Origin of the sequence: Streptomyces griseoloalbus (genome assembly GCA_014650015.1) — a bacterium.
In the GTDB taxonomy this organism is placed as follows: domain Bacteria; phylum Actinomycetota; class Actinomycetes; order Streptomycetales; family Streptomycetaceae; genus Streptomyces; species Streptomyces griseoloalbus.
Window position 1 is genome coordinate 45201 of the sequence record BMUD01000017.1, and the last position, 24480, is coordinate 69680.

Below are 24480 nucleotides of genomic sequence, written 5' to 3' on the forward strand. Positions count from 1 at the left end.
TCCGGACGGGTGGTCCGCGCGACTCTCCCCCGAGGGCACAGCACACCAAGGACGGTGATTCATGGCCGACGGCGCCATGACCGCGACGTTCCTCGCCGTGATCGGCGGGGCGTCGCTGCTCGCCGTCACCGCGCGGCGGCTCCGGCCCAGCGAGCAGCTGCCCTCGCTGGAGGGCTGGGCGCTGGCCGACCGCGGTCTGGGCCCGGGCTGGACCTGGCTGCTGCTCGGCGGGACGGTCTACACGGCGTACACGTTCACCGCCGTACCGGGCCTGGCGTACGGCAACGGCGCGCCCGCCTTCTTCGCGGTGCCGTACACCGTGATCGTCTGTCCGCTCGCGTTCGTGCTGCTCAGCCGGCTGTGGAGCGTGGCCCGGCGGCACGGCTACGTCACGGCCGCCGACTTCGTACGCGGCCGGTACGGCTCCCCGCCGCTGGCCCTGGTCGTCGCGCTGACCGGAATCCTGGCGACGATGCCGTACCTGGCGCTCCAGCTGCTCGGCATCCGCGCGGTGCTCACCGCCGGCGGGCTGTATCCGCGCGGTGCGACCGGGGATCTGGTGATGGTGGCGGTGTTCGCGGGGCTGGCGGTGGCCACCTACCGGCACGGGCTGCGGGCGCCCGCGGTGATCTCGGCGCTGAAGGCGGTGGCGGTGTTCCTCTCGCTCACCGCCGTGTGCTGGCTGGTGCTGCGGCGCTTCGGCGGGCCGGGCGCGGTCTTCGACGGGGCCGGGCGCGCGCTCGGCGGCACGGACGCGGCCCACTCCCCGCTGCTGCTGTCGCCGGAGCAGCAGCCCGCGTACGCCACGCTCGCCCTCGGTTCCGCGCTGGCGCTGCTGATGTACCCGCACGTCCTCACCGCCGGGTTCGCCGCCGACGGGACGCGCACCCTGCGCAAGGTGTCGGCGGGGCTGCCCGCCTGGACGGCGCTGCTGGCGCTCTTCGGGTTCCTCGGCATCGCGGCCCTGGCGGCGGGGGTGCGGGCCCCCGAGGGCGGCGCCGAGGCGGCGGTGCCGATGCTGGTCGACCGGGTGATGCCGGCCCCGCTGGCCGGGCTGGTGTTCGGTTCGATCGTGGTGGGCGCGCTGGTCCCGGCGGCGGTGATGTCGATCGCCGCGGCGACCAGCTTCGTACGGAACGTGTACGTCGAGTACGTCCATCCGACGGCCACGCCGAAACGTCAGGTGCGCGTCGCCAAGGCGGTGTCGCTGACCGCGAAGCTCGGGGCCGTGGCGTTCGTGTTCGGGCTGCGCGACCAGGACGCGATCAACCTCCAGCTGCTCGGCGGGGTGTGGATCCTGCAGATCTTCCCGGCCGTGGCGGTCGGGCTGTACACACGGTGGCTGCATCCGCGGGCGCTGCTCGCCGGGTGGGCCGTGGGCATGGTCGCCGGGACGTACTTGGTGGTCCGCGAGGGATTCTCGTCGATCGTGCCGCTCGACACCGGCGCCGGACCGCTGGAGATCTACGCCGGGATCGCCGCCCTGCTGCTCAATCTGACCGTCGCGGTGGCCGGCACCGCGGCCCTCGCACGCCTCGGCGTCCCGCGCGGCGCCGACGCCACCGACCTGCCGTCCCGCCTGATGGTCAGGCGAGGCCCTCAGACGGGAGCGGACAACCCGTGAGACGCAGACAGCACCCCCAGGCCACCCTGCCGGCGACCCCGGCCCCGCCGCCGCCCCCTGCGGCGGTCCCGCCGGGACCGCTCGGGCCCGGCCTCACCGATCCGGCCGACCTGGAGCGGGAGGCCGGTGTCGCCCGCCTCTTCGAGCTGCACTACTCCTCGATGCTGCGCCTCGCCGTGCTGCTCGGCGCCGACGACCCGGAGAACGTGGTGGCCGAGGCGTATTACCAGATCTACCGCAAGTGGCGGCGGCTGAAGGACGTGGCCGCGGCGGAGGCGTATCTGCGCTCCACCGTCTGCCATCTGACCCGGATGCGGATACGCCACCTCCAGGTCGCCCGCCGGCACGAGGAACACCCGGCGCCCCCGTCGGACGAGACCGTGGCCTCCGCCGAGAACACCGCGCTGCTCCGCGACGACCAGCGGGTGCTGATCGGCGCGCTCCAGCAGTTGCCGGCCCGGCAGCGCGAGGCGCTGGTGCTGCGCCACTGGCTCGGTCTGAAGGAGAGCGAGATAGCCGCCGCGATGGGAATCACCCGTGGTTCCGTCAAGACCCACACCTCGCGCGGCATCGCCGCGCTGACCCAGGCGATGGAGGCCCGGCGATGAACGACACCGGCCCGGACCGCACGGGCCCCGAGCGGGCCGAGCCCCGTCCGCCGGGCGCGGACCGCACCGAACGGGAACTGCGCGACGCCCTCCAGGCCCTGGCCGGCGGGGTGTTGCCGGACCCCGACGCGTATCGCACGGCGCGCGGCGAGTGGCTGCGCCGCGAGCGCCGCCGGCGGCTCGTCCTCGCCGTGCTCGTCGCCGTCGTCTTCGCGTTGGCGACGCTGATCGGTCTGTGGGTGCTCAACCATGCCCCCTCGGGCCCCGGTGTCATCTTCTCCGGCGACGGCGCCGCGGCCGACGGCCCGTCACTCCCCCGGCTCCTCCCCTGATTGCCGCCCCCGGTGGCCGGGAACCCGCACCCCGTGCACCGCATCGAGGACTACGCGCTCATCGGCGACGAACAGACCGCTGCCCTGGTGGGCGCGGACGGCTCGGTCGACTGGCTCTGTCTGCCCCGCTTCGACTCGGCGGCCTGCTTCGCGCGGCTGCTCGGGGACGAGAGCAACGGCCACTGGCGTGTCGCCCCGGTCGGGGCCGACCGGTACACGCGCCGTTCCTACCGCCGGGACACCTTGGTCCTGGACACCGAGTGGGAGACCTCTCAGGGGGCGGTGCGGGTCACCGACCTGATGCCGCAGCGCGACCGCGCGCCCGATCTGGTGCGGATCGTGCAGGGCGTGCGCGGCGAGGTGACCGTGCGCAGCACGCTGCGGCTGCGTTTCGACTACGGCTCGGTGGTGCCCTGGGTGCGCAGGGCCGACGGTCACCGGGTGGCGGTGGCCGGACCGGACTCGACGTGGCTGCGCAGCGTGCCGGAGGTGCCCACCTGGGGCGAGGACCTGGGCACCGTCTCGGAGTTCACGGTGAAGGAGGGTGAGCGGGTCGCGTTCGTGCTCACCTGGCACCCCTCCCACGAGCCCCGTCCCCCACTGATCGACCCGTACTCCGCGCTGCGGCACAGTGTCGCGGACTGGCGTGCCTGGGCGGCCCGCTGCCGTTACGAGGGCCCGCACCGGGACGCCGTCGTCCGGTCGCTGATCACGCTCAAGGCGCTCACCTACGCCCCCACCGGCGGCATCGTGGCCGCGCCCACCACCTCGCTGCCGGAGGAGCCGGGCGGGGTACGCAACTGGGACTACCGCTTCTGCTGGCTGCGTGACGCCACGCTGACCCTGAACGCGCTGCTGGCCGCCGGGTACCAGGACGAGGCGGAGGCGTGGCGCAACTGGCTGCTCCGCGCGGTCGCGGGCGATCCGGCGGACCTCCAGATCATGTACGGGCTCGCGGGCGAGCGGCGGCTGCCGGAGTTCGAACTGCCGTGGCTGTCCGGCTTCGGCGGTGCCACGCCCGTACGGGTCGGCAACGACGCCGTGAACCAGCTCCAGCTGGACGTGTACGGCGAGGTCATGGACTGTCTGGCGCTGGGCCGGCGTTCGGGGCTGTCCCCGCAGCCGGACGTGTGGGCGCTGCAGTCGGTGCTGATGGACTTCGTGCGCACCGCCTGGCGGCAGCCGGACGAGGGACTGTGGGAGGTGCGCGGCGGGCGGCGCCACTTCGTGCACTCCAAGGTGATGGTGTGGGTGGCCGCCGACCGCGCGGTGCGCACGCTGGAGGAGCACCCGGACTTCGAGGGAGACCTCGACGGCTGGCGGGAGCTGCGCGAGGAGGTGCACCGGGAGGTGTGCGAGAAGGGGTACGACGCGGAGCGGAACACCTTCACGCAGTCCTACGGCTCGCGCGAACTCGACGCCGCGCTGCTGCTGATCCCCCGGGTCGGTTTCCTGCCGCCCGACGATCCCCGGGTGCTCGGCACCATCGAGGCGGTCCGTGCGGAGCTGGGGCAGAGCGGTTTCCTGCACCGCTACACCCCGGACGCCACGACCGTCGACGGGCTGCCCGGGGAGGAGGGCACGTTCCTGGTGTGCTCGTTCTGGCTGGCCGACGCCCTGCACATGACGGGCCGGCGACAGGAGGCGCGCGAGCTGTTCGAACGGCTGCTGGGACTCGCCAACGACGTGGGTCTGCTGGCGGAGGAGTACGACTCGGTGGGCGGCCGGCAGCTGGGCAACTTCCCGCAGGCGTTCAGCCACATCGGACTGGTGAACACCGCCCTCGCCCTGTTCGGGAGCGAGGAGGCAGGATAGGGGCCATGGATCTTGGACTGAAGGACCGGGTGTTCGTCGTCACCGGGGCGACCCGCGGGCTGGGCCACGCCTCCGCGCGGGAGCTCGTCGCCGACGGCGCGAAGGTGGTCGTCACGGGGCGGGAGGAGGAGGCCGTCGCGGAAGCGGCGTCCGCGCTGGGACCGGACGCGGTGGGCGTGGCCGTCGACAACGCCGACCCGGAGGCGCCCGCGCGGCTGATCGCGACCGCGCGGGAGCGGTTCGGCCGCTTCGACGGCATCCTCGTCAGCGTGGGCGGGCCGCCGCCGGGGTTCGTCGCCGACACCACCGACGAGCAGTGGCAGTCGGCGTTCGAGTCGGTGTTCCTGGGCGCGGTGCGGATGGCCCGGGCCGCCGCGGCGGAGCTGGGCGCGGGCGGTGTCATCGGCTTCGTGCTGTCCGGCTCGGTGCACGAGCCGATTCCCGGTCTGACCATCTCCAACGGTCTGCGCCCGGGGCTTGCCGGTTTCGCCAAGTCCCTCGCGGACGAGCTGGGTCCGCGTGGCATCCGCGTGGTCGGACTGCTCCCCGGCCGCATCGACACGGACCGGGTCCGTGAGCTGGACTCCCTCTCCGCCGACCCGGAGGCCACGCGCCGGGCCGCCGAGTCCCGCATTCCGCTGCGCCGCTACGGCACCCCGGAGGAGTTCGGCCGCACGGCGGCGTTCCTTCTCTCCCCGGCGGCGTCCTATCTGTCCGGCGTGATGCTGCCGGTGGACGGCGGGGTACGGCACGGGTTCTGACGACCCGCCGTACGGCGAGGGTTCCGGCGAAGCCCGACCGTCGGCCTGCGGGCAGCATGCTGTGCGGGTGGGTTCGCAGGCACCCGTACCGGGGCGGGAGGGGGCGCGCGGCCCAGCGCTTGCGGGGTGCCGTCGCGCCCACCCGTGCCGCCCCAGCGGCACGACTGCCCGCGGGAGCGGGAGTGATGAGGGCCGGGGCTGCCCGCGGGAGCGGTGGGCCGGCCGGGGTCAGGTGACTCGCTCCGGGCGGTGTTTGACGCCGCGTAGGCGCACCTCCGTCGGCAGGACCGTCACGCCGGCCGAGTCGCGGGCGTGGGTGAGGGGCCCGGTGGTGAGGGCGTGCAGGGTGGTTCCGGGGTCGACGTGGGGTTCCAGGCGGAGCAGTACCCGGGTGCTCGGGGTGCCGCGGCGGCCGCCGAGCAGGACGCGCGCCCGTTCGACGCCGTCGAGGTGGTTCGCCTCCTCGGCGAGGGCCTGTTCCAGGGTCCGGCCGCGCAGTGTCGCGCCCTCGCCGTCGCCCGTGTCGACCATCACCTCGGCCAGTCGCCGCCTGCGCACCACCGCGAGCAGCCACCACAGGCAGAGCAGGACCAGGACGGCGAGCACGGCGAGGACGACCGGCCACCACCAGCCCTCGCCCCGCCATCGGGTTCGCTCGGCCTCGTCCAGCAGCACGTCGTCCCGGCCGTCGTGGAGCCACCAGGAGGGCGCCGGCGCCCCCAGCCCGATCGCCAGCACGGACCCGCCGAGGGCGGTCAGCACCAGCCCCACAAGTGCGAGCAGTACGCGGTTGACGCCCTTGGGCACGGCTACCGCCCCTTCCGTCCGGGCCGCCGTACGCGCAGCGACAGCGTGGGTGGCCGGGCCAGGCCCAGCCCTCGGACCGCGTCGTCCAGTACCGCGTCCAGGTCGGCCTGTACGTCGTCCAGTTCGCGGAAGTGCGACACCGCGCGGACGTCGGCCCGGGAGCGGGTGACCCGGACCCGCACCGTCCGCACGCCGGCCACCTCCATGGCCCGGTCCCGCAGCACCATCGCGGCGGCGTCCCGGTGCAGTCCCGCGCGGACGTCGGGATGGGTGCGGCGCATCGGGAGCAGGGAGCGCAGACCGGGCGTCAGGGCGAGCAGGAGCAACCAGAGCCCCAGCGCGGTGGCGAGGCCGGCGCCGGTCAGCACCCAGGTGTCGTCCAGGGGCCGTTCGGCGAGTTGCCGGGCCAGCTCGCGGCGCCATTGCATCGCGTTCCGGTCGGCGCGCACCGCGGCGATGTCGTAGAGGAAAGCGCCCGCGATCACCAGGATCACCAGCGCGAGCAGGGCCGCGGGGACGCGGCGGGCCGACCAGAAGCGCCGGTGCCCGCCGGTTCCACCGGCAGCGCCCTGCTCCACGGGTGGCGGACTCTGTTCCATGACGGTGCCCGGGGCGGAAGTGGCCCCGGTGCCCTGGGGTTCGCTCATCGCGTCCTCCCTCGCGCGGCGCCGAACGCGGCCGCCAGGTGCAGGCGTTCCACCTGCACCACGACCTCCGGAACGTGCATGCCCGCCAAGGTGCTCACCCGTTCGACCACCTGGCGACGGACCCGGCCGCAACGGCCGCCGATGTCGCCGGGGTAGTCGAGTTCGATGTGCACCCGGATCCGTGCGGCGTCGTGGCGGACGACCACCGTGGCGTGCGGTGGCGCGGCGCCCGGGGGCGGCTGCCCGATCGCCTCGCGGGCCGCCTGCGAGGCGATCTTCGCGACCACCCGGTCGGCGATCCCGGTCACCCCGCGCTCGCCCGGCGCGACGGCGGCCGGACTCCCGACCGGCTCGGCGGCCCCCGTGCTCACCGTCGTCACCGCCGCCGTTCGTCACGGCGGCGGAAGAAGTCGCCGGGTTCCAGGTCCCCCTCGAGGAAGCGGCCGACGACGAACCCGACGGCGCCCAGGGCCGCCACCAGCACGAAAGCCCCGAATCCGCCGAAGTATCCGGCGAATCCCAGCGCCATACCGGCGATCATGCCGACCACGGCCATGTTCATGGTGCGCTCCTCCGCTCGCCGGGCCTCACTGGAGGCGACTCTCCGGCTCTTCGTCCTCCTCGTCGGGCAGCTTCACGTCGCTCACCGCGATGTTGACCTCGACCACCTCCAGGCCGGTCATCCGCTCGACCGCCGCGACGACGTTCTCCCGCACGGCCCTGGCGACGTCGCCGATGGACACGCCGTAGTCGACGACGATCTCCAGGTCGAGCGCGGTCTGCACCTCGCCCACCTCGGCCTTCACGCCGCGCGTCACCGATTTCTGGCCGCCCGGCACCCGGTCGCGTACGGCTCCGAAGGTCCGGGACAGCCCGCTGCCCATGGCGTGCACGCCGGGCACGTCCCGCGCGGCCAGCCCGGCGATCTTCTCCACCACGCCGTCGGCGATGGTGGTCCGGCCGCGCGTGGAAGGGTCACCGCCGCCACGCCGGGTTCCCCTGCGCGAGGTGGGGTCCAAGAGGGTCTTCTCGGAATCGGGGGCCCTTACCGAGCCTCCCTCGGTCATGTCGGTCATCGCCGTTCATCCCTTCGATCGTCCTCTTTGCCCACGGTATGCGCGGTTGCCGGGTTTCGCCCCAGGAATGCGGCAGGCTGGAGGAGTGACGGTGGACCGGTGGACCCAAGCGGTACGGCAACAGGTGGGGCTGGGCAGGTTCCTGCCCCTGGGAGGAGCGCGCGACGGCGCCTGGATCGCCGAGCGGGCGGTGGAGGCGGTGCTGCGGCGCGTGGCGGCTCACGGTGCGCCCGGCGTACGCCTGGACGGCCTGCGGATCGGGCTCGCCGACCCGGAGGACGTGGGCGAGCCTGCCGTACCGCCGCCGCCGAGCGCCCTGCCGCCGGGGCCGCTGCGGCTGACCGCGGAGTTCGCGGCGACGGCGGCGCAGCCGCTGCCGGTGGTGGCGGCCCTCCTGCGCACGGCGCTGGCCGAGGCCGCGGCGGAACGGATCGGGCTCGAGGTCGCGGAGGTGGATCTGCGGGCGACGGAGCTGCTGGAGGCGGAGCCGCCCGGTGCGCCCGCCGCGTCCCCCGTGTCGCAGGCGGAACCCGAGGCGGCCCCGGAGCCCGTCGACTCGGAGACGGGCCGTGTCGCGGCCGCGGCGCTCGCCGTCCCGGGGGTCACCCGCCTGACGGGCACGCTGGGCCGCCCGGTCCATCTCACCGAGCTCCGGGGCGGCACCGCCCTGCCCCGCCGCCACGCGCGCGTGGACCTCGCGGTCCGGGCGGACGCCCGGCCTCTGGACGTGGCCCGAGCGGTCCGTTCGGCCGTGGCGGCGTCACTGCCGGACCGCCCGACGGTGGCCGTGCTGGTCACGGCGCTCGACTGACCGGCCGCCGGCGGGTCGGCGTGGGTGCGGCGCCGTGCCGGCCGTCGGCCGGCCGGCACCGGAGTCGGGGCGCCGCCCGTGTGCTATTCGCCGAGGCCGGCCAGGTCGCGCAGGCGGCGGGCCTGGGCGGCGCGTTCGGCGACGCGCTGCTCGGCGTAGGTGCGGTCCTGGGCGCCGCGCAGGAGGGCCTTGGTCTCGATCAGGGCGTCCCGGGGGGCGGCCAGCAGGGCGCCGGCGAGGTCCCGGACGGTCGCGTCCAGGTCGGCCGCGGGCACGGCGAGGTTGGCCAGGCCGGTGTGCACGGACTCCTCGGCCGTCACGAAGCGCCCGGTCGCGCAGATCTCCAGCGCGCGGGCGTATCCCACGAGCCCGACCAGGGGATGCGTGCCGGTCAGGTCGGGGACGAGGCCGAGGCTGGTCTCGCGCATGGCGAACTGCACGTCGTCCGCGACGACGCGCAGGTCACAGGCGAGGGCCAGCTGGAAACCGGCCCCGATGGCGTGTCCTTGCACCGCCGCGATGGACACGATGTCGCTGCGCCGCCACCAGGTGAACGCCTCCTGGTACTCGGCGATGGTCGCGTCCAGCTCGGCGTCGCCGCCGCGCGCCAGGTCGACGAACGACGGCTCGCCGTCGAAGCCCTCGGGCGTGAACGCCTGCCGGTCGAGCCCCGCGGAGAAGGACTTGCCCTCCCCGCGCAGCACCACGACCCGGACGGAGCCGGGCAGCAGCCGACCCGCCTCGGTCAGCGCCCGCCACAGAGCGGGGCTCTGCGCGTTGCGCTTGGTGGGGTTGGTCAGCGTCACCGTGGCGATCGCGTCGTCGACGGTGAGCCGTACGCCGTCCTTGTCGAGTACCGGACCGAGGTCCTGGGCGGATGAAGCCATGGGGCGCCTCCGATGGGTGCGGTCATCCAAGTGACTGCACAGTAACCACCCGGCCGGTCGGTCGGCCGACCGGGTGGCCACCATCGGGATCGCGGGGCGCCCGGGGTCAGGCCGAAGGGGCCTTTTTGCCCCGTGTCGCCCCGCCACGCCCTCGCAGCGTCACGCCCGATTCGCTGAGCATGCGGTGCACGAAGCCATACGAGCGGCCGGTCTCCTCGGCCAGCGCCCGGATGCTCGCACCGGCGTCGTACTTCTTCTTCAGGTCTGCCGCGAGCTTGTCGCGCGCGGCGCCGGTCACCCGGCTGCCCTTCTTCAGAGTCTCGGCCACCCGTGCCTCCTCATGGGAAGTGCGCTCTGGTCTCCTCATGATCACCCCTCCCGGCCCTGATGGCCACCCATTCGGCAAGGTCGGTGAGACAAGGTTGTGACGACGGGAGTGCATCCCCACATTCGGAATCACAGATTCCAGGGTGTGCCGTCGATACCTCCGAACGGGTTCCCCCGCGAAGTGCCAGGTCAGAAAGGAACGGCGGCCGAGCCCCGGTCCGCCGGGGACTCGGCCGCGAAATCGGTGTAGGACACACGTCGGGATGAGGAGATCTCACACGAATGATGGATCACCGATGGGCCGAATGATCCATACGCTGTGGATCACACCTTCGATCAACCCCGGCTGACCGCTTCGGAGCCGAGGCCGCCCGTTTCGGGGCCCGGGCTGCCCGCGGCGGGCAGCCCGCCCCGGCGGCTCAGGCGAGGGCGACCAGGTCCGCGTAGTCGGCGCCCCACAGGTCCTCGACGCCGTCCGGCAGCAGGATGATCCGCTCCGGCTGGAGGGCCTCCACGGCGCCCTCGTCGTGGGTGACCAGGACGACCGCGCCCTTGTAGGTGCGCAGGGCGCCGAGGATCTCCTCGCGGCTGGCCGGGTCGAGGTTGTTGGTCGGCTCGTCGAGGAGCAGCACGTTGGCCGAGGAGACGACGAGCGTCGCGAGCGCCAGTCGGGTCTTCTCGCCGCCGGAGAGGACCCCGGCGGGCTTGTCCACGTCGTCACCGGAGAACAGGAACGAGCCGAGCACCTTGCGGACCTCGACGAGGTCCATGTCGGGTGCGGCCGAGCGCATGTTCTCCAGGACCGTGCGGTCGGGGTCGAGGGTCTCGTGCTCCTGGGCGTAGTAGCCGAGCTTGAGGCCGTGGCCGGGGACGACCTTGCCGGTGTCGGGCTCCTCCACCCCGCCGAGCAGGCGCAGCAGAGTGGTCTTGCCGGCGCCGTTGAGGCCGAGGATGACGACCCGGGAGCCCCTGTCGATCGCCAGGTCGACGTCGGTGAAGATTTCCAGCGAGCCGTACGACTTCGACAGGCCCTCGGCCATCAGCGGGGTCTTGCCGCAGGGCGAGGGCTCGGGGAAGCGCAGCTTGGCGACCTTGTCGGACTGGCGGACCTCCTCGAGGCCGGCCAGCAGCTTCTCCGCGCGGCGCGCCATGTTCTGCGCGGCGACCGTCTTGGTGGCCTTGGCCCGCATCTTGTCGGCCTGGGAGTTGAGCGCGGCGGCCTTCTTCTCGGCGTTCTGCCGTTCGCGCCTGCGGCGCTTCTCGTCGGCCTCGCGCTGCTGCTGGTAGAGCTTCCAGCCCATGTTGTAGACGTCGATGGTGGCGCGGTTGGCGTCCAGGTAGAACACCTTGTTGACGACCGTCTCGACCAGGTCGACGTCGTGGGAGATGACGATGAAGCCGCCGCGGTAGCTCTTGAGGTAGTCGCGCAGCCAGACGATCGAGTCGGCGTCGAGGTGGTTGGTCGGCTCGTCGAGCAGCAGGGTGTCCGCGTCGGAGAACAGGATCCGGGCCAGCTCGACCCGGCGGCGCTGACCGCCGGAGAGCGTGTGCAGCGGCTGGCCGAGCACCCGGTCGGGCAGGTTCAGCGCGGCGGCGATGGTGGCGGCCTCGGCCTCGGCGGCGTACCCGCCCTTGGTGAGGAACTCGGTCTCCTGGCGCTCGTACTGCTTGAGCGCCTTCTCGCGGGTGGCGCCCTGGCCGTTGGCGATCCGCTGCTCGTTCTCGCGCATCTTGCGGATCAGTGCGTCGAGGCCGCGCGCGGAGAGGATGCGGTCGCGGGCGAACACGTCGAGGTCGCCGGTGCGGGGGTCCTGGGGGAGGTAGCCGACCTCGCCGGAGCGGGTGACGGTGCCGCCGGCGGGGATGCCCTGGCCGGCGAGGACCTTGGTGAGGGTGGTCTTGCCCGCGCCGTTGCGGCCGACCAGTCCGATGCGGTCGCCCTTGGCGACGCGGAAGGTGGCGCTTTCGATGAGGACGCGGGCACCGGCGCGCAGCTCGATGCCGGAGGCGGAGATCACGGTCAGACTCCTGGGCGATGGGTCCCCCCGCTCGGGCGAAGCCGGGAGTGGGGGAGGGTGGCGGTGGGCGGCTGAGGACGTTCCCGCCGTCTAATGCGCGAGGAGAATGGCCATGCGAGCCATTCTAACGGTGCCGTGCAAGCGGTTTTGCTGCGTGCGAGAGTCGGTGCACAGGTCCCGACACGAGGGAGTGATCGCCATGGCAGGCACGGGCGGCGGACGTCCGAGCGTCTTCCCGACGCTGCTCTACGCGGACGCGAAGGCGGCCATCCGGCAGCTCACGGAGGCTTTCGGCTTCACGGAGCTGTCGGTGTACGAGGGTGAGGACGGCACGGTGATGCACGCCGAGCTGGTGCAGGGCAACGGTGCGGTGATGCTGGGCTCGAAGGGCCGCGGCGGGGTGTTCGACACGGCGATGAAGGGGGCGGGTCCGGCCGGGGTGTACGTCGTCGTGGACGACGTCGACGCACACCACCGGCGGGCGGCGGAACAGGGCGCCGAGATCCTGATGCCCCCGACGGACCAGGACTACGGCTCACGGGACTACATGGCCCGGGACCTCGAGGGCCACGTGTGGAGTTTCGGCACGTACGCGCCCGAGACCGGCCCCGGGGCCTGAGAGACCCGCGGGCGGCTCAGCCGCCGGTGTGCACCTGGAAGGCGGCCCGGCGGACGGCCTTGGCCAGGGCCGGGTCGGGGTGCGCGGCGGCGAGGGCGACCAGCACCTGCACGGTGCGCGGGTGGCCGACGGCGCGCACCTCTTGGAGCAGCGCGGGGACGGTCGGCTGCACCGCGGACTCCAGGTGCCGGACCAGCAGGGGGGCCTCCCCGTGGTCGGCGACGGCGGCGGCGGTGTCCACCCACAGCCAGGTCGCCTCCTGCCGGGTGAGGACCTCGTGGGCGTCCTCGGGGTCGGCGCCGTCGTGCTCGGCGAGCCACAGCAGGGCGTAGGGCCGCAGGGTCGGCTCGTCGATCACGGCGCGGACCTCGGGCTCGGCGGGTGCGCCGACGACGCGCAGCGCCTCGAAGGCGAGGCCGCGCAGCAGGGCGTCCTCGCCGCGGGCGGCGCCGATCAGCTCGGTGACGGCGCTGCCGACCGGGCGGGCGGCGAGCCAGGCGCGGTATTCGGCGCGGGCGGCGTTGGGGCGCAGCTGGGCGCAGCCGCGCAGCATGTCCTCGGCGCCCTGCTCGATGTTCCCGGCGGGGCTCTGCGCGGCGACGCAGATCTGCTCCAGCTTGACCCACACCGCCCAGCTGCCGAGCGGGGTGAGCGTGGCCTGCCCGTCGCCGTAGGTGAGGGCGCCGACGGAGGCGAGGGCTTCGAGGGCCCAGTCGAGCAGCGGCTCGAGCGGGGCGTCGGCGGCGGCCGGCTCGGCGGGCGCGGGGCGCGGCCGCTGGAGCCGGGGCCCGGAATCCGGTTCGGGCGGACCGTCGGGGGTCGCGGACGCGTCGGGCCGCGGTGCGGGCGGCGGTGCGTCGGCCGCGGGCGCTTCGGCGCCGGCCGCTTCGGGCTGCGGGGCGTAGTCGATCTCGCAGCGCTCCGTACGGAGTTCGGTGACGCGCTGCTGCAGGAGATCGAGGAGCTGCGGTACCGGTACCGGGCCGGCGGACAGCTGGAGGAAGGAGAGCACCTGCGGCATGGCCGTGACGACCTCGGCGACGGCGGCGGGCTCGTACTCCTCGGGTTCCGGATGGGCGAGCGACCAGGCGTCGCAGAGGGCGACCCAGCCGCGCAGCACGGCGCTGTCGTCGCGGTCCCAGGCGCGCAGCCGCCAGCCGGGGCGGGCGCTGTCGCCGTGCACCTCGATGAGACCGGCCAGGCGGGCGGTGTCCCAGTCGGCGCGGACCTGAGCGGGGGTCAGGCCCAGAGCACGGGCCGCCCGTTCGGCGGTCGCGTCGGAGAGGGTGGCCTTGCCGTCGACGGTGGCGCTGTCCCCGCCGGGGCCGAGGGCGGCGTCGGCCCAGCGGGCGACGCGGGCCGCGGCGGCCAGACCGGAGCGCGCCATTCTGGCCAGCTCCGCCGGTGCGGGGGTGCCCTCCGGGGGGCGCGGCGCGGGGCGGCGCGAGCGCCGCTGGTTGATCGCTGTGGGGGCGGCGGCCAGGGGTCGCGGGCGGACAAGTCGAAGCCTGGAGTCGCGCGGGATACGGGACGTCACGGGTGCAGTCTTCCGGTTGACGGTCCGAAAACCCAAACGGAATGCGCACGAGGGCCCGGGGGCGGCCCGCGCGTCGGCCCCGGATGCGGTCGGGGGAGGGAATCAGGCCAGTGGTACGGCCGTAAACGGAATCCTCGGCACCGGCTGTGGGCCGCGCTCGGGGGCGCCGTCACATCAGGGGGGTGAGGAAGCGCCGTAGCACCTCTTCGTAGGTGGCCGGGTCGGCGTTCCACATGGCGGCGTGGGGGGCGCCCGTGACGGTGTGCAGGGTGATGGTGTTCGGGTGGTCGGCGGCGAGGCGGCGGGAGAACCGCCACGGGGCCACCGTGTCGTCGGGGCCGTGGAAGATCTGTGTGGGGACGGCGACACGGTCGAGGTGGACGGCGCCGGGCCTGCGGTCGCCGTACAGGCCCGTGCGGCCCTGGGCCGCGCGGACCGCGAGCGGCAGCAGCACGCCCGGGGTGCGGCCGGCCGCGGCGAGGGCGCGCAGGGTCGCCTCCCAGTTGAGCACCGGGGAGTCCAGGATGAGCCCGGCGACGCGGGCGCGTACGTCGGAACGGGCGGCGGCGCGCAGCGCCATGGTCGCGCCGATGGACCAGCCGTACAGGACGACCTGCCGGGCACCCGAGCGCACCGCGTGGTGGAGCGCCGCGTCGAGATCGCGCCACTCCGTCTCGCCGAGGTGGTTGAGGCCGTCCGGGGGGCGCGGTGCGCCCGGGTCGCCCCGGTGGGCGGGGGCGAGCACCGGGAAGCGGTGGCGGTGCAGGGCCTCCATGACGTTCATGGTGTGTTCCCGGGTGGCGCCGAGGCCGTGGACGGCGATCACCCAGGTGTCCCGGTCGCCCGGCACGAACCAGGCGGGCAGGGGGCCGAGTTCCCCGAGGATGTCGAGGTCGGTGTGGTCGAGGCCGAGGGCGGTGCCGGGGTCGCCGACGTACAGGTTCGGGGTGAGCCAGGCGTGGTCGCCGGGTTCCAGGGTGCCGTGCGTGACGCGTTCCAGGCGGCGCACGACGGTGTCGGCGGAGTGCGGGGTGCCGCCCTGCACGGGTCCGACGACCGCGTGGAAGCCGTCACCGGCGAGGCCGTAGCGGCCGGGGCGCAGCGCGGCGAGATCCCGGGTGAGGCTGACCCGGTCGGCCGCGGTGGCGTGCACGGTGAGCCTCGGTTCGGTGGGGAGGGGCCCGCCCGGGGGCGTCCTGAGGGCGGCGGCGCTGGCGAACCGGCCGGCGGCCACCGCGGCGGCACCGGCCCCTATCACGGCGGTGACGGCAGCGGCCGTCGCTCTGACAGTGCGCACGCTCCCAGTGTCCTGTCGGAACACACACCCGGCCAGTGGACGCGGCACCCGGATCCCGGCGGGTCAGTCCCGTTGGCCGTAGCCCCGCAGGCGTTCACCGACCTCTGTCAGCTGGTCCGGGGTCAGGAGGTGGGGGGACAGGGTGGGAATGGATGACGCGGTCAGCCATACGCGGCACATCCACTCCAGCTGGGCCGTGCGGTCGTAGGCCTGGGCGAGGGTCGTGCCGTGGGTGACGGTGCCGTGGTTCTGCAGGAGGCAGCCGGTGCGGTCGTCGAGGGCGCGGAGCATGTTCTCGGCCAACTCGTCAGTGCCGTACGTCGCGTAACGGGCGACCCGAACAGGTCCGCCCAGCGCCGCGGCCATGTAGTGGATCAGCGGCACCTCCTCCACGAGGGTGGAGACGGCCGTCGCGTGCACGGCGTGCGTGTGCACCACGGCGCGCGCGCCGGTGGTCCGGTAGACGGCGAGATGCATGGGCAGTTCGCTGGTCGGGACCAGCGTGCCGAGCACCTGTCGGCCGGCGAGGTCGACGCCGGTCACGTCGTCCGGCGTCAGCCGGTCGTACGGCACTCCCGACGGTGTGACCAGGACCGTCTCGCCGACCCGCACCGAGACGTTGCCGGAGGTGCCGACGACGAGTCCGTCGGCGACGGTCCGGCGCGCGGCCCCGACGAGTTCCGCCCAGGCGCGCGCCTCCTCCTCGCGCGCACGCCGTGCCCGCGGTTCCCTCGCGCCCCGGGCGCCACCCCCGGCGCCTCCCGCTTCCCGCCCGTCCCGCCGTTGTTCAGCCATGCCGCGATCCTGCCAGGCGCGCCCGGCGGTGCGCCGTGGAGCCGGGGCACTCCAGGCCGGTAGCCGACCCTCCGTAAGGGCGCATACCGGAACACATCACCCTTCGGTGGTGTGTGACCAGAGATCGTCAGCCATTCAACGATCTTCCGGAGTGTCATGACCTTCGGGCAGTACGACGACGGGGGCAGGTTCCCGGGTGACCAGAATCTCTTCGACGGCCCACTCGACCGGCTGAAGAAGATCGCCGAAGGTGCCTGACCGTCCGATGCGGCGGGGCCCCGCACCACACGGCGGCGGCCCCGCCATCCGGCGGAGCGACCACCCCCTCTTACGGTCACCACGAAGCCCATTCCAGTTCATCTTCCGTTCACCCTGGTTACCTACGGTCGACCAGCCAATGACCTCGAACGATTGCCTGGGTAAATGGAAAGCTTCTCGCTGATCCTCGCGATTGTGGTGGTAACCGCACTCGCGTTCGATTTCACGAACGGTTTCCACGACACCGCGAACGCGATGGCGACGACCATTTCGACCGGTGCGCTCAAGCCCAAGGTCGCGGTGGCCATGTCCGCCGTGCTGAACCTTGTCGGCGCCTTCCTCTCCGTGGAGGTCGCCAACACGATCTCCAAGGGCCTCGTCGACGAGGCCGGCATCCGTCCCGAGGTCATCTTCGCCGCGTTGGTCGGCGCGATCCTCTGGAATCTCCTGACCTGGCTGGTCGGCCTGCCGTCCAGCTCCTCGCACGCCCTCATGGGCGGTCTGATCGGTGCCACCGTCGCCTCCGCCGGCTTCGGCGCGGTCCACGGCGAAGTCCTCGTCACCAAGGTCCTGATCCCCGCGATCGCCGCCCCCCTGGTGGCCGGCCTCGCCGCGATGTTCGCGACCCGGCTGACCTACCGCCTGGGCAAGAAGGCCGACGGCAAGGCCTCCGAGAAGGGCTACCGCGCCGGGCAGATCGCCTCCGCGGGCCTGGTCTCCCTCGCCCACGGCACCAACGACGCCCAGAAGACGATGGGCATCATCACGCTCGCCCTGGTCGCCGGCGGCACCCTCGCCCCCGACTCCGACCCGCCCATGTGGGTCATCCTCTCCGCGGGCGTCGCCATCGCGCTCGGCACCTACCTCGGCGGCTGGCGCATCATCCGCACGATGGGCAAGGGCCTGACCGACCTCCAGCCGCAGCAGGGCTTCGCCGCGCAGACCAGCGCCGCGACGGTCATCCTGGCCTCCTCGCACCTCGGTTTCTCGCTCTCCACCACGCATTCCGTTTCCGGTTCCGTGATGGGCGCGGGACTGGGCCGCAAGGGCGGTGTCGTCCGCTGGTCGACGGCCACCCGGATGTTCATCGCCTGGGGTCTGACGCTGCCGGCGGCAGCCCTGGTCGCGGCGCTCGCCGAGTGGATCTGCGGCTTCGGTGACTGGGGCACCGCCGTGGTGGCCGTCTTCCTGATCGCCTCCAGCGCGGCGATCTGGAAGGTGTCCCGGCGCGAGGTCGTCGACCACACCAACGTCAACGACCACGACGTCCCCGGCGAGGAAGCGTCCGGCGTGGTGACCCAGGCGATCGCCGCGGTGACCCCGCCCCCGGCCGGCACCGTGACCGACGAGCTCGCCGCCTCCATCCCGGCCCCGGTGCCCACGGACCCGGCGGCCCCGCCGGCCAAGACCACCGTCTGACCGCGACCCGGCACGAAGGAAGAAGAGCACCATGAAGATCGACTGGGCGGCCCTCGGTTCCGTCTTCGGCGTCAGCCTCGTGGTCACCGTGGCCCTGGTGGGCCTGTTCACCCTCGGCATCACCGGCCTGTCCCGCCGCGAGCGGGCCGCCGCCCAGGGCCAGTCCGCGGCCCTGGCGGTCACCGGCGCCTACGCCTGCTTCGCGGCGTGCGCGGCGGCGGTCGGGTACGGGATCTACCTGATCATGGCCTGACCCGGGCCGACATCGCGGGTCATCACCGTCCGAGCGGGCGGTGCGGGAGCTTCGGCCCCCGCACCGCCCGCTCGCGTGTACCGACCCGCGCTCACGGGTCACCCACCGAGCTCCCGCCCGCGGCGCACCCGCCGCAGCCCACTCACCGTTCACCCACCGGAGCCCCGCTGTGGGCCTCAGCACACTTCAGCCTCGCAGGTCAGCGGCAGGTTGACGGCCCTTCCGGGGCCGTGGTGGACTGCCCCAGCCAATACGGCGGCAGGAGAGGAAGCCGGTGCGAGTCCGGCGCGGTCCCGCCACTGTCACCGGGGTGGACAACCCCGGGAGCCAGGAACTCTCACCGCCGGTCTCGTCGAACCAGGGCGTGGACACCCTGAGTGAGGACCTATCGCCATGCGCGGCTGCCTGTTGAGGTCGACCAGCGAAGCACCGCCCCGCCCCGGGGCCACTTGCTCCTCCGGATCATCGGCCGGCTGACCCCATGGGTGCCGATCGCGTGTTCGCGTACGGCGCCGCCGCCGGCCTCCTCGGCGACCTGCTGCTCGGCGATCCCCGCCGTGGGCATCCGGTCGCCGCTTTCGGGCGGGCCGCGGCTGCCGTGGAGCGGGTGCTGTGGCGGGACGACCGCGGGCGGGGCGCCGTGCACACCGCCGTGTGCGTCGGCGGGACCGTCGTACTGGGAAGCCTCGCCGCGCGCTGCGTACGCTCCTCCCCCGCCGCCTCCGTCGCCCTGACCGGTGTCGCCACCTGGGCCGTCGTCGGCGGCACCTCGCTGGCCCGTGAGGCCCGCGCCATCGCGCGGGCCCTGGAGACCGGGGACGTCGAGGCGGCCCGGGCCCGGCTGCCGCACCTGTGCGGCCGGGACCCGCAGGCCCTGGACGCCGACGGGATCGCCCGCGCGGTGGTCGAGTCCGTCGCCGAGAACACCTCCGACGCCGTGGTGGGCGCCCTGCTGTGGGGCGCCGTCGCCGGGGTGCCCGGCCTGCTCGGGTTCCGGGCCGTCAACACGCTGGACGCGATGGTCGGCCACAAGTCCCCCCGCTACCGCCGCTACGGCTGGGCCTCCGCCCGCCTCGACGACGTCGCCGGGTGGCCCGGGGCGCGGCTGACCGCCGTACTCGCCGCGCTCGCCGGACCGGACCCGCGGGGCGCCGTGCGGGCGTGGCGCGCGGATGCCGCGAAGCATCCGAGCCCCAACGCCGGGCCCGTCGAGGCGTCCTTCGCGGGCGCGCTCGGGGTGCGGCTCGGCGGCACCCTCTCCTACGGCGGGCGGGTCGAGCACCGGCCCGTCCTGGGCGGCGGCGGGCGTGCCGTGGCCGTGTCCGACATCGACCGGGCGGTACGGCTCTCGCGGCGGGTCGGCTGGCTCGCCCTGGGGGTCGGTGCCGCCGCGCGGCTCGTCGTGAAGGGACGTACGTCATGAGCGGTGGGGGTCTGCTGGTCGCCGGGACCACCTCGGACGCCGGCAAGAGCGTGGTGACCGCCGGGATCTGCCGGTGGCTGGTGCGGCAGGGGGTCAAGGTCGCGCCGTTCAAGGCGCAGAACATGTCGCTGAACTCGTTCGTGACCCGGGAGGGCGCCGAGATCGGGCGGGCGCAGGCCATGCAGGCCCAGGCCTGCCGGGTGGAGCCGGCCGCGCTGATGAATCCCGTGCTGCTCAAACCGGGCGGCGAGCAGAGCAGCCAGGTGGTGCTGCTGGGCAAACCGGTCGGCGAACTGAGCGCACGCGGATACCACGGCGGGCGCCGGCAGCGGTTGCTGGGCACGGTGCTGGACTGTCTGGAGCAGTTGCGGGGCACGTATGACGCGGTGATCTGTGAGGGGGCCGGCAGCCCGGCCGAGATCAATCTGCGTCGGACGGACATCGTCAACATGGGGATCGCCAGGAACGCCGGGCTGCCCGTGCTCGTCGTCGGCGACATCGACCGGGGTGGCGTCTTCGCGTCGTTCTTCGGCACCGTCGCGCTGCTCTCCCCGCAGGACCAGGAGCTGGTCGCCGGGTTCCTGGTGAACAAGTTCCGGGGCGATGTGTCGCTCCTCGAGCCGGGTCTGGAGATGCTGCACGGCCTGACCGGACGGCCCACGTACGGCGTGCTGCCCTTCCGGCACGGGCTCGGCATCGACGAGGAGGACGGGCTCCGCGTGTCGCTGCGCGGCGCCGTGCGGGAGTCGGTGGTGGCCGCGCCGGTCGGCGAGGACGTGCTGCGGGTCGCCGTGTGCGCGGTGCCGCTGATGTCCAACTTCACGGACGTGGACGCGCTCGCCGCCGAACCGGGTGTCGTGGTGCGGTTCGTGGACCGGCCCGAGGAACTGGCCGACGCCGACCTCGTGGTCCTACCGGGGACCCGCGGGACCGTGCGGGCCCTCCAGTGGCTGCGGACGCGCGGACTCGCGGAGGCGTTGCGGCGGCGGGCGGCCGAGGGGCGGCCCGTGCTCGGCATCTGCGGGGGCTTCCAGATCCTCGGTGAGCGCATCGAGGACGACGTGGAGAGCCGGCAGGGGCGGGTCGACGGGCTGGGACTGCTGCCCGTACGGGTGCGCTTCGCCCGCGAGAAGACCCTCGCGCGGCCGGAGGGCGAAGCCCTCGGGGAGCGGGTCGAGGGGTACGAGATCCATCACGGGGTCGCCGAGGTGCTGGAGGGTGAGCCCTTCCTGGACGGCTGCCGGGTCGGTCAGACCTGGGGTACGCACTGGCACGGCTCACTGGAGTCGGACGGTTTCCGGCGGGCCTTCCTGCGCGAGGTCGCCGCCGCCGCGGGACGCCGCTTCGTGCCGGCCCCCGACACCTCGTTCGCCGCGCTGCGCGAGGAGCAGCTCGACCGGCTCGGCGACCTGATCGAACAGCACGCGGACACGGACGCGCTGTGGCGGCTCATCGAGTCGGGCGCGCCGCAAGGACTGCCATTCATTCCACCGGGAGCGCCCGCATGAGCACTGTGTTGTTGTTGTCGACCGCCGACACGGACCTGCTGGCGGCCCGTGCCTCCGGGGCCTCCTACCGGATCGGCAACCCGACCCGCGTGGACGTGGCGGCCGAGCTGCCCGCGCTGCTCGACGGCGCGGACCTCGCCGTCGTACGGCTGCTGGGCGGCAAACGCGCCTGGGAGGACGGGCTCGCGGCGCTGAGGGCGTCCGGGATCCCGACCGTGCTGCTCGGCGGGGAGGCCGTGCCGGACGCCGAGCTGATGGCCGAGTCGACGGCGCCGGCCGGTGTGGTCGCGGAGGCGCTGAGGTACCTCGTCGAGGGCGGCCCGGAGAACCTGACCGAGCTGGCGCGGTTCCTGTCCGACACGGTGCTGCTGACCGGCGAGGGCTTCGAGGAGCCGCGGAAGATGCCGGAGTACGGCGTCCACGGCTCCCGTGCCGCGCTGGAGGGCCGTCCGACGGTCGGCGTGCTCTTCTACCGCGCGCACGAACTGAGCGGCAACACCGCCTTCGTGGACACCCTCTGCGACGCGATCGAGGCGCAGGGCGCCAACGCCCTCCCCGTCTACTGCGGTTCGCTGCGCGGCGCCGACGCCGGGCTCTACGCGCTGCTGTCGAAGGCCGACGCCCTGATCGCCACGGTGCTCGCGGCCGGCGGCACGCACGCCTCGCAGGCCTCGGCCGGCGGCGACGAGGAGGCCTGGGACATCGGGGCGCTGGCCGACCTGGACGTGCCGGTGCTCCAGGGGCTGTGCCTGACGTCGTCGCGCGCCGCCTGGGAGGCGTCCGACGCCGCCCTGTCCCCCATGGACGCCGCGATGCAGGTCGCGATCCCGGAGTTCGACGGCCGGCTGATCACCGTCCCCTTCTCCTTCAAGGAGCAGGGCCCGGACGAGGTGCCGGTCTACGTCGCCGACCCCGAGCGGGCCGCACGGGTGGCCGGGATCGCCGTACGGCACGCCCGGCTGGGGCACAAGCCGAACGCCGAGAAGAAGCTCGCCCTCGTCTTCACCGCGTACCCGACGAAGCACTCGCGCGTCGGCAACGCGGTGGGGCTCGACACCCCCGCCTCGGCGGTGCGGGTGCTGGACGCGCTGCGCGAGGCGGGATACGCGGTCGACGGCTACCCCTCGGGCGGCGACGAGTTGATCCACCGGCTGATCGAGGCCGGCGGGCACGACGTCGAATGGCTCACGGAGGACCAGCTGGCCGCCGCGCCCGCGCGGGTGCCGCTGGCGGACTACCGGGCGTGGTTCGAGAGGCTGGACCCAAAGCTGCGGGACGCGATGACCGTGGCGTGGGGCGAGCCGCCGGGCTCGCTGTACGTCGACGGGGACGACATCGTGCTCGCCTCCCTGGAGTTCGGGAACGTCGTCGTCATGATCCAGCCGCCGCGCGGCTTCGGCGAGAACCCGATCGCGATCTACCACGACCCCGACATGCCGCCGTCCCACCACTACATGGCGGCGTACCGGTGGCTGGAGCACGGTTTCGGCGCCGACGCGATCGTGCACATGGGCAAGCACGGCACCATGGAGTGGCTGCCGGGCAAGGGTCTCGGGCTGAGCGCCGGGTGCGCGCCGGACGCGGTGCTCGGCGACCTGCCGCTGATCTACCCGTTCATCGTCAACGACCCCGGCGAGGGCACCCAGGCCAAGCGGCGCGGGCACGCGACGGTGGTCGACCACCTGGTGCCGCCGATGGCCCGCGCCGACACGTACGGCGATCTGGCGAAGCTGGAGCAGCTGCTCGACGAGTACGCGCTCGTCTCCGACCTGGACCCGGCGAAGGCACCGGCGGTGCGCGCGCAGATCTGGACGCTGGTGAAGGCGGCCGAGCTCCACCACGACCTGCACGTGGACGACCAGCCGGACGACGACGCGTTCGACGAGTTCGTCATGCACATCGACGGCTATCTGTGCGAGATCAAGGACGTGCAGATCCGCGACGGGCTGCACATCCTGGGCGGCGGGCCGGTCGGCGAGCCGCGCGTCAACCTCGTGCTGGCGGTGCTGCGCGCCTCGCAGGTGTGGGGCGGGCAGGCGAACGCGCTGCCGGGGCTGCGGGCCTGCCTGGCCTCGCACTTCGGGCTGGTGGAGAAGGAGCTGCTGGCCGAGCCGGGCGCGCCGGTGAAGGTGCCGGTGGAGCTGACGGACCTGGTGGACGGCCCGGCCCGGACGGGCGCCGACGCGATCGACCTGCTGGAGCAGTTGTGCCGGCGGATCGCCCAGGGGATGGAGGAGCGCGGCTGGGCGACGGCCGACAGCGGTGCTCTCGTACGGGAGGTGCTGGGCACGGAACTCGCCGACGCGGAGGCCGTGCTGCGGTTCGCGTGCGAGGAGGTCGTGCCCCGGCTGGCCCGTACGACCGACGAGATCGGGAACATCCTGCGGGCGCTGGACGGCGGTTACGTCCCGGCGGGACCGTCGGGCTCGCCCACCCGCGGTCTGGTCAACGTGCTCCCGACCGGGCGGAACTTCTACTCCGTCGACCCCAAGGCGATCCCCTCGCGGCTGAGCTGGGAGGTCGGTCAGTCGCTCGCCGACTCGCTGGTCCAGCGGTATCTGCAGGACACGGGTGCGTACCCGAAGTCCGTCGGCCTGACGGTGTGGGGCACGTCCGCGATGCGCACCCAGGGCGACGACATCGCCGAGATCCTGGCCCTGCTGGGCTGCCGCCCGGTGTGGGACGACGCGTCGCGCCGGGTGACCGGCTTCGAGGTGGTCCCGCTCGGGGAGCTGGGCCGGCCGCGCATCGACGTGACGGTCCGTATCTCCGGGTTCTTCCGGGACGCGTTCCCGCACGTCGTGGGGCTGATCGACGACGCCGTGCGGGCGGTGGCGGACCTGGACGAGCCCGCCGAGTCCAACTACGTACGGGCGCACGCCGACGAGGACACCGCCGAGCACGGCGACCGCCGGCGGGCCACGGCCCGCATCTTCGGCTCGAAGCCGGGCGCGTACGGCGCGGGTCTGCTGCCGCTGATCGACGCGCGGAACTGGCGCTCCGACGCCGACCTCGCCGAGGTGTACGCCGTGTGGGGCGGATACGCCTACGGCCGCGGGCTCGGGGGGCGGCCGGCGCGCGGGGACATGGAGACGGCGTTCCGGCGGATCGCGGTGGCGGCGAAGAACGTCGACACGCGTGAACATGACATCGCGGACGCGGACGACTACTTCCAGTACCACGGTGGCATGGTCGCCATGGTGCGGCATCTGACGGGGGCGAGCCCCCAGGCGTACGTCGGCGACTCGGCGACCCCGGACCAGGTGAAGACGCGGACGCTGGGCGAGGAGACGCACCGGGTCTTCCGGGCCCGGGTGGTCAACCCGCGGTGGATGAGCGCCATGAGAAGGCACGGCTACAAGGGTGCATTCGAGATGGCGGCCACGGTGGACTACCTGTTCGGGTACGACGCCACGGCGGGCGTGGTCGACGACTGGATGTACGAGAGATTGGCGGCGGAGTACGTCTTCTCGCCGGAGAACCAGGAGTTCATGCGCACGTCGAACCCGTGGGCCTTGAGGGGCATCACGGAACGCTTGCTGGAGGCAGCGGATCGCGGTCTTTGGGCGGAGCCGGATCAGGAGACCCTGGACCGGCTCCGGGCGACCTACCTCGAGCTCGAGGGAGATCTGGAGGGGGACGAGTGACCCCCTTGGAC

General features: G+C 73.6%; 23 protein-coding genes and 1 riboswitch. Of the genes, 12 read left to right on the plus strand and 11 right to left on the minus strand.

The features are described 5' to 3' along the window. The first annotated feature begins 61 nt into the window (after positions 1 to 61). Genes IE178_RS24275 through IE178_RS24295 form a run of 5 tightly spaced genes read left to right on the plus strand, consistent with a single transcriptional unit; the run spans position 62 to position 5140 of the window. Positions 62 to 1624 (plus strand): sodium:solute symporter family protein, encoded by a 1563-nt coding sequence (locus IE178_RS24275; RefSeq protein WP_193513780.1) that lies wholly within the window; start codon positions 62 to 64, stop codon positions 1622 to 1624. After that, positions 1621 to 2232: an RNA polymerase sigma factor gene (locus tag IE178_RS24280; protein WP_193513781.1), complete on the plus strand. Its 612-nt coding sequence runs from the start codon at positions 1621 to 1623 to the stop codon at positions 2230 to 2232. Before IE178_RS24275 ends, IE178_RS24280 begins: the two co-directional genes overlap by 4 nt. Continuing rightward, entirely contained in the window at positions 2229 to 2564 is a 336-nt protein-coding gene (locus tag IE178_RS24285) for a hypothetical protein (protein WP_184763625.1), read from the plus strand. Before IE178_RS24280 ends, IE178_RS24285 begins: the two co-directional genes overlap by 4 nt. Before the next feature lie 33 nt (positions 2565 to 2597). Then, positions 2598 to 4379, plus strand: a complete 1782-nt coding sequence (locus IE178_RS24290; RefSeq protein ID WP_193513782.1) for a glycoside hydrolase family 15 protein — start codon at positions 2598 to 2600, stop codon at positions 4377 to 4379. A 5-nt stretch (positions 4380 to 4384) separates the two neighbouring features. Then, on the plus strand, positions 4385 to 5140 hold the full coding sequence (locus IE178_RS24295) for an SDR family oxidoreductase (RefSeq protein ID WP_184763623.1): 756 nt from the start codon (positions 4385 to 4387) through the stop codon (positions 5138 to 5140). A gap of 228 nt (positions 5141 to 5368) precedes the next feature. Here the strand turns inward: IE178_RS24295 and amaP are convergent, their stop codons facing one another. The 5 genes from amaP to IE178_RS24320 are packed head-to-tail and all read right to left on the minus strand — an operon-like array spanning position 5369 to position 7670. Continuing rightward, positions 5369 to 5947, minus strand: coding sequence for an alkaline shock response membrane anchor protein AmaP (gene amaP / locus IE178_RS24300; protein WP_184763622.1), 579 nt, complete (start codon positions 5945 to 5947; stop codon positions 5369 to 5371). 2 nt (positions 5948 to 5949) lie between these two features. Then, a complete protein-coding gene (locus IE178_RS24305) occupies positions 5950 to 6594 on the minus strand; it encodes a DUF6286 domain-containing protein (RefSeq protein ID WP_184763621.1) in 645 nt (214 codons plus the stop codon). Next, positions 6591 to 6974: a hypothetical protein gene (locus IE178_RS24310; protein ID WP_184763620.1), complete on the minus strand. Its 384-nt coding sequence runs from the start codon at positions 6972 to 6974 to the stop codon at positions 6591 to 6593. The genes IE178_RS24305 and IE178_RS24310 overlap by 4 nt, the downstream gene beginning before the upstream one ends. After that, the gene (locus IE178_RS24315) at positions 6971 to 7156 is read right to left on the minus strand and encodes a hypothetical protein (RefSeq protein WP_184763619.1); all 186 of its coding nucleotides are present in this window, start codon (positions 7154 to 7156) and stop codon (positions 6971 to 6973) included. Before IE178_RS24315 ends, IE178_RS24310 begins: the two co-directional genes overlap by 4 nt. 25 nt (positions 7157 to 7181) lie before the next feature. After that, entirely contained in the window at positions 7182 to 7670 is a 489-nt protein-coding gene (locus IE178_RS24320) for an Asp23/Gls24 family envelope stress response protein (RefSeq protein ID WP_184763618.1), read from the minus strand. An 85-nt stretch (positions 7671 to 7755) separates the two neighbouring features. Here IE178_RS24320 and IE178_RS24325 point away from each other — a divergent pair, with 85 nt between their 5' ends. Then, complete coding sequence (locus IE178_RS24325; protein WP_229876280.1) at positions 7756 to 8481, plus strand: nucleopolyhedrovirus P10 family protein; 726 nt, start codon at positions 7756 to 7758, stop codon at positions 8479 to 8481. Positions 8482 to 8564: 83 nt separating this feature from the next. Here IE178_RS24325 and IE178_RS24330 read toward each other — a convergent pair whose 3' ends face one another. The 3 genes from IE178_RS24330 to IE178_RS24340 form a co-directional block, all read right to left on the minus strand. Further along, positions 8565 to 9368, minus strand: coding sequence for an enoyl-CoA hydratase/isomerase family protein (locus IE178_RS24330; protein ID WP_184763616.1), 804 nt, complete (start codon positions 9366 to 9368; stop codon positions 8565 to 8567). A gap of 106 nt (positions 9369 to 9474) precedes the next feature. Next, entirely contained in the window at positions 9475 to 9696 is a 222-nt protein-coding gene (locus IE178_RS24335) for a helix-turn-helix domain-containing protein (RefSeq protein WP_029385158.1), read from the minus strand. A 418-nt stretch (positions 9697 to 10114) separates the two neighbouring features. Further along, complete coding sequence (locus IE178_RS24340) at positions 10115 to 11713, minus strand: ABC-F family ATP-binding cassette domain-containing protein (RefSeq protein ID WP_184763615.1); 1599 nt, start codon at positions 11711 to 11713, stop codon at positions 10115 to 10117. A 199-nt stretch (positions 11714 to 11912) separates the two neighbouring features. On the opposite strand from IE178_RS24340, the gene IE178_RS24345 reads away from it, so the two are divergent. Further along, positions 11913 to 12332 (plus strand): VOC family protein, encoded by a 420-nt coding sequence (locus IE178_RS24345; RefSeq protein ID WP_184763614.1) that lies wholly within the window; start codon positions 11913 to 11915, stop codon positions 12330 to 12332. 16 nt (positions 12333 to 12348) lie between these two features. On the opposite strand, the gene IE178_RS24350 is transcribed toward IE178_RS24345, so the two are convergent. From IE178_RS24350 to IE178_RS24360, 3 genes are all read right to left on the minus strand, one after another. Then, positions 12349 to 13869, minus strand: a complete 1521-nt coding sequence (locus IE178_RS24350) for a hypothetical protein (protein WP_193513783.1) — start codon at positions 13867 to 13869, stop codon at positions 12349 to 12351. Between the two features lie 169 nt (positions 13870 to 14038). Continuing rightward, on the minus strand, positions 14039 to 15166 hold the full coding sequence (locus IE178_RS24355; protein ID WP_184763612.1) for an alpha/beta hydrolase: 1128 nt from the start codon (positions 15164 to 15166) through the stop codon (positions 14039 to 14041). Between the two features lie 63 nt (positions 15167 to 15229). Further along, positions 15230 to 15961, minus strand: coding sequence for a class II aldolase/adducin family protein (locus tag IE178_RS24360; protein ID WP_193513784.1), 732 nt, complete (start codon positions 15959 to 15961; stop codon positions 15230 to 15232). 423 nt (positions 15962 to 16384) lie between these two features. Between IE178_RS24360 and IE178_RS24365 the strand changes: the two genes are divergently transcribed. From IE178_RS24365 to cobN, 5 genes are all read left to right on the plus strand, one after another. Beyond that, complete coding sequence (locus IE178_RS24365; RefSeq protein WP_184763610.1) at positions 16385 to 17638, plus strand: inorganic phosphate transporter; 1254 nt, start codon at positions 16385 to 16387, stop codon at positions 17636 to 17638. Between the two features lie 31 nt (positions 17639 to 17669). Continuing rightward, the gene (locus IE178_RS24370) at positions 17670 to 17891 is read left to right on the plus strand and encodes a hypothetical protein (RefSeq protein WP_184763609.1); all 222 of its coding nucleotides are present in this window, start codon (positions 17670 to 17672) and stop codon (positions 17889 to 17891) included. 217 nt (positions 17892 to 18108) lie between these two features. Then, positions 18109 to 18247: riboswitch (cobalamin riboswitch) on the plus strand. 125 nt (positions 18248 to 18372) lie between these two features. Then, a complete protein-coding gene (locus tag IE178_RS24375) occupies positions 18373 to 19314 on the plus strand; it encodes a cobalamin biosynthesis protein (protein ID WP_193513785.1) in 942 nt (313 codons plus the stop codon). Then, positions 19311 to 20822 (plus strand): cobyric acid synthase, encoded by a 1512-nt coding sequence (locus IE178_RS24380; RefSeq protein WP_193513786.1) that lies wholly within the window; start codon positions 19311 to 19313, stop codon positions 20820 to 20822. The genes IE178_RS24375 and IE178_RS24380 overlap by 4 nt, the downstream gene beginning before the upstream one ends. After that, entirely contained in the window at positions 20819 to 24469 is a 3651-nt protein-coding gene (gene cobN / locus IE178_RS24385; RefSeq protein ID WP_193513787.1) for a cobaltochelatase subunit CobN, read from the plus strand. The genes IE178_RS24380 and cobN overlap by 4 nt, the downstream gene beginning before the upstream one ends. Positions 24470 to 24480 lie beyond the last annotated feature (11 nt).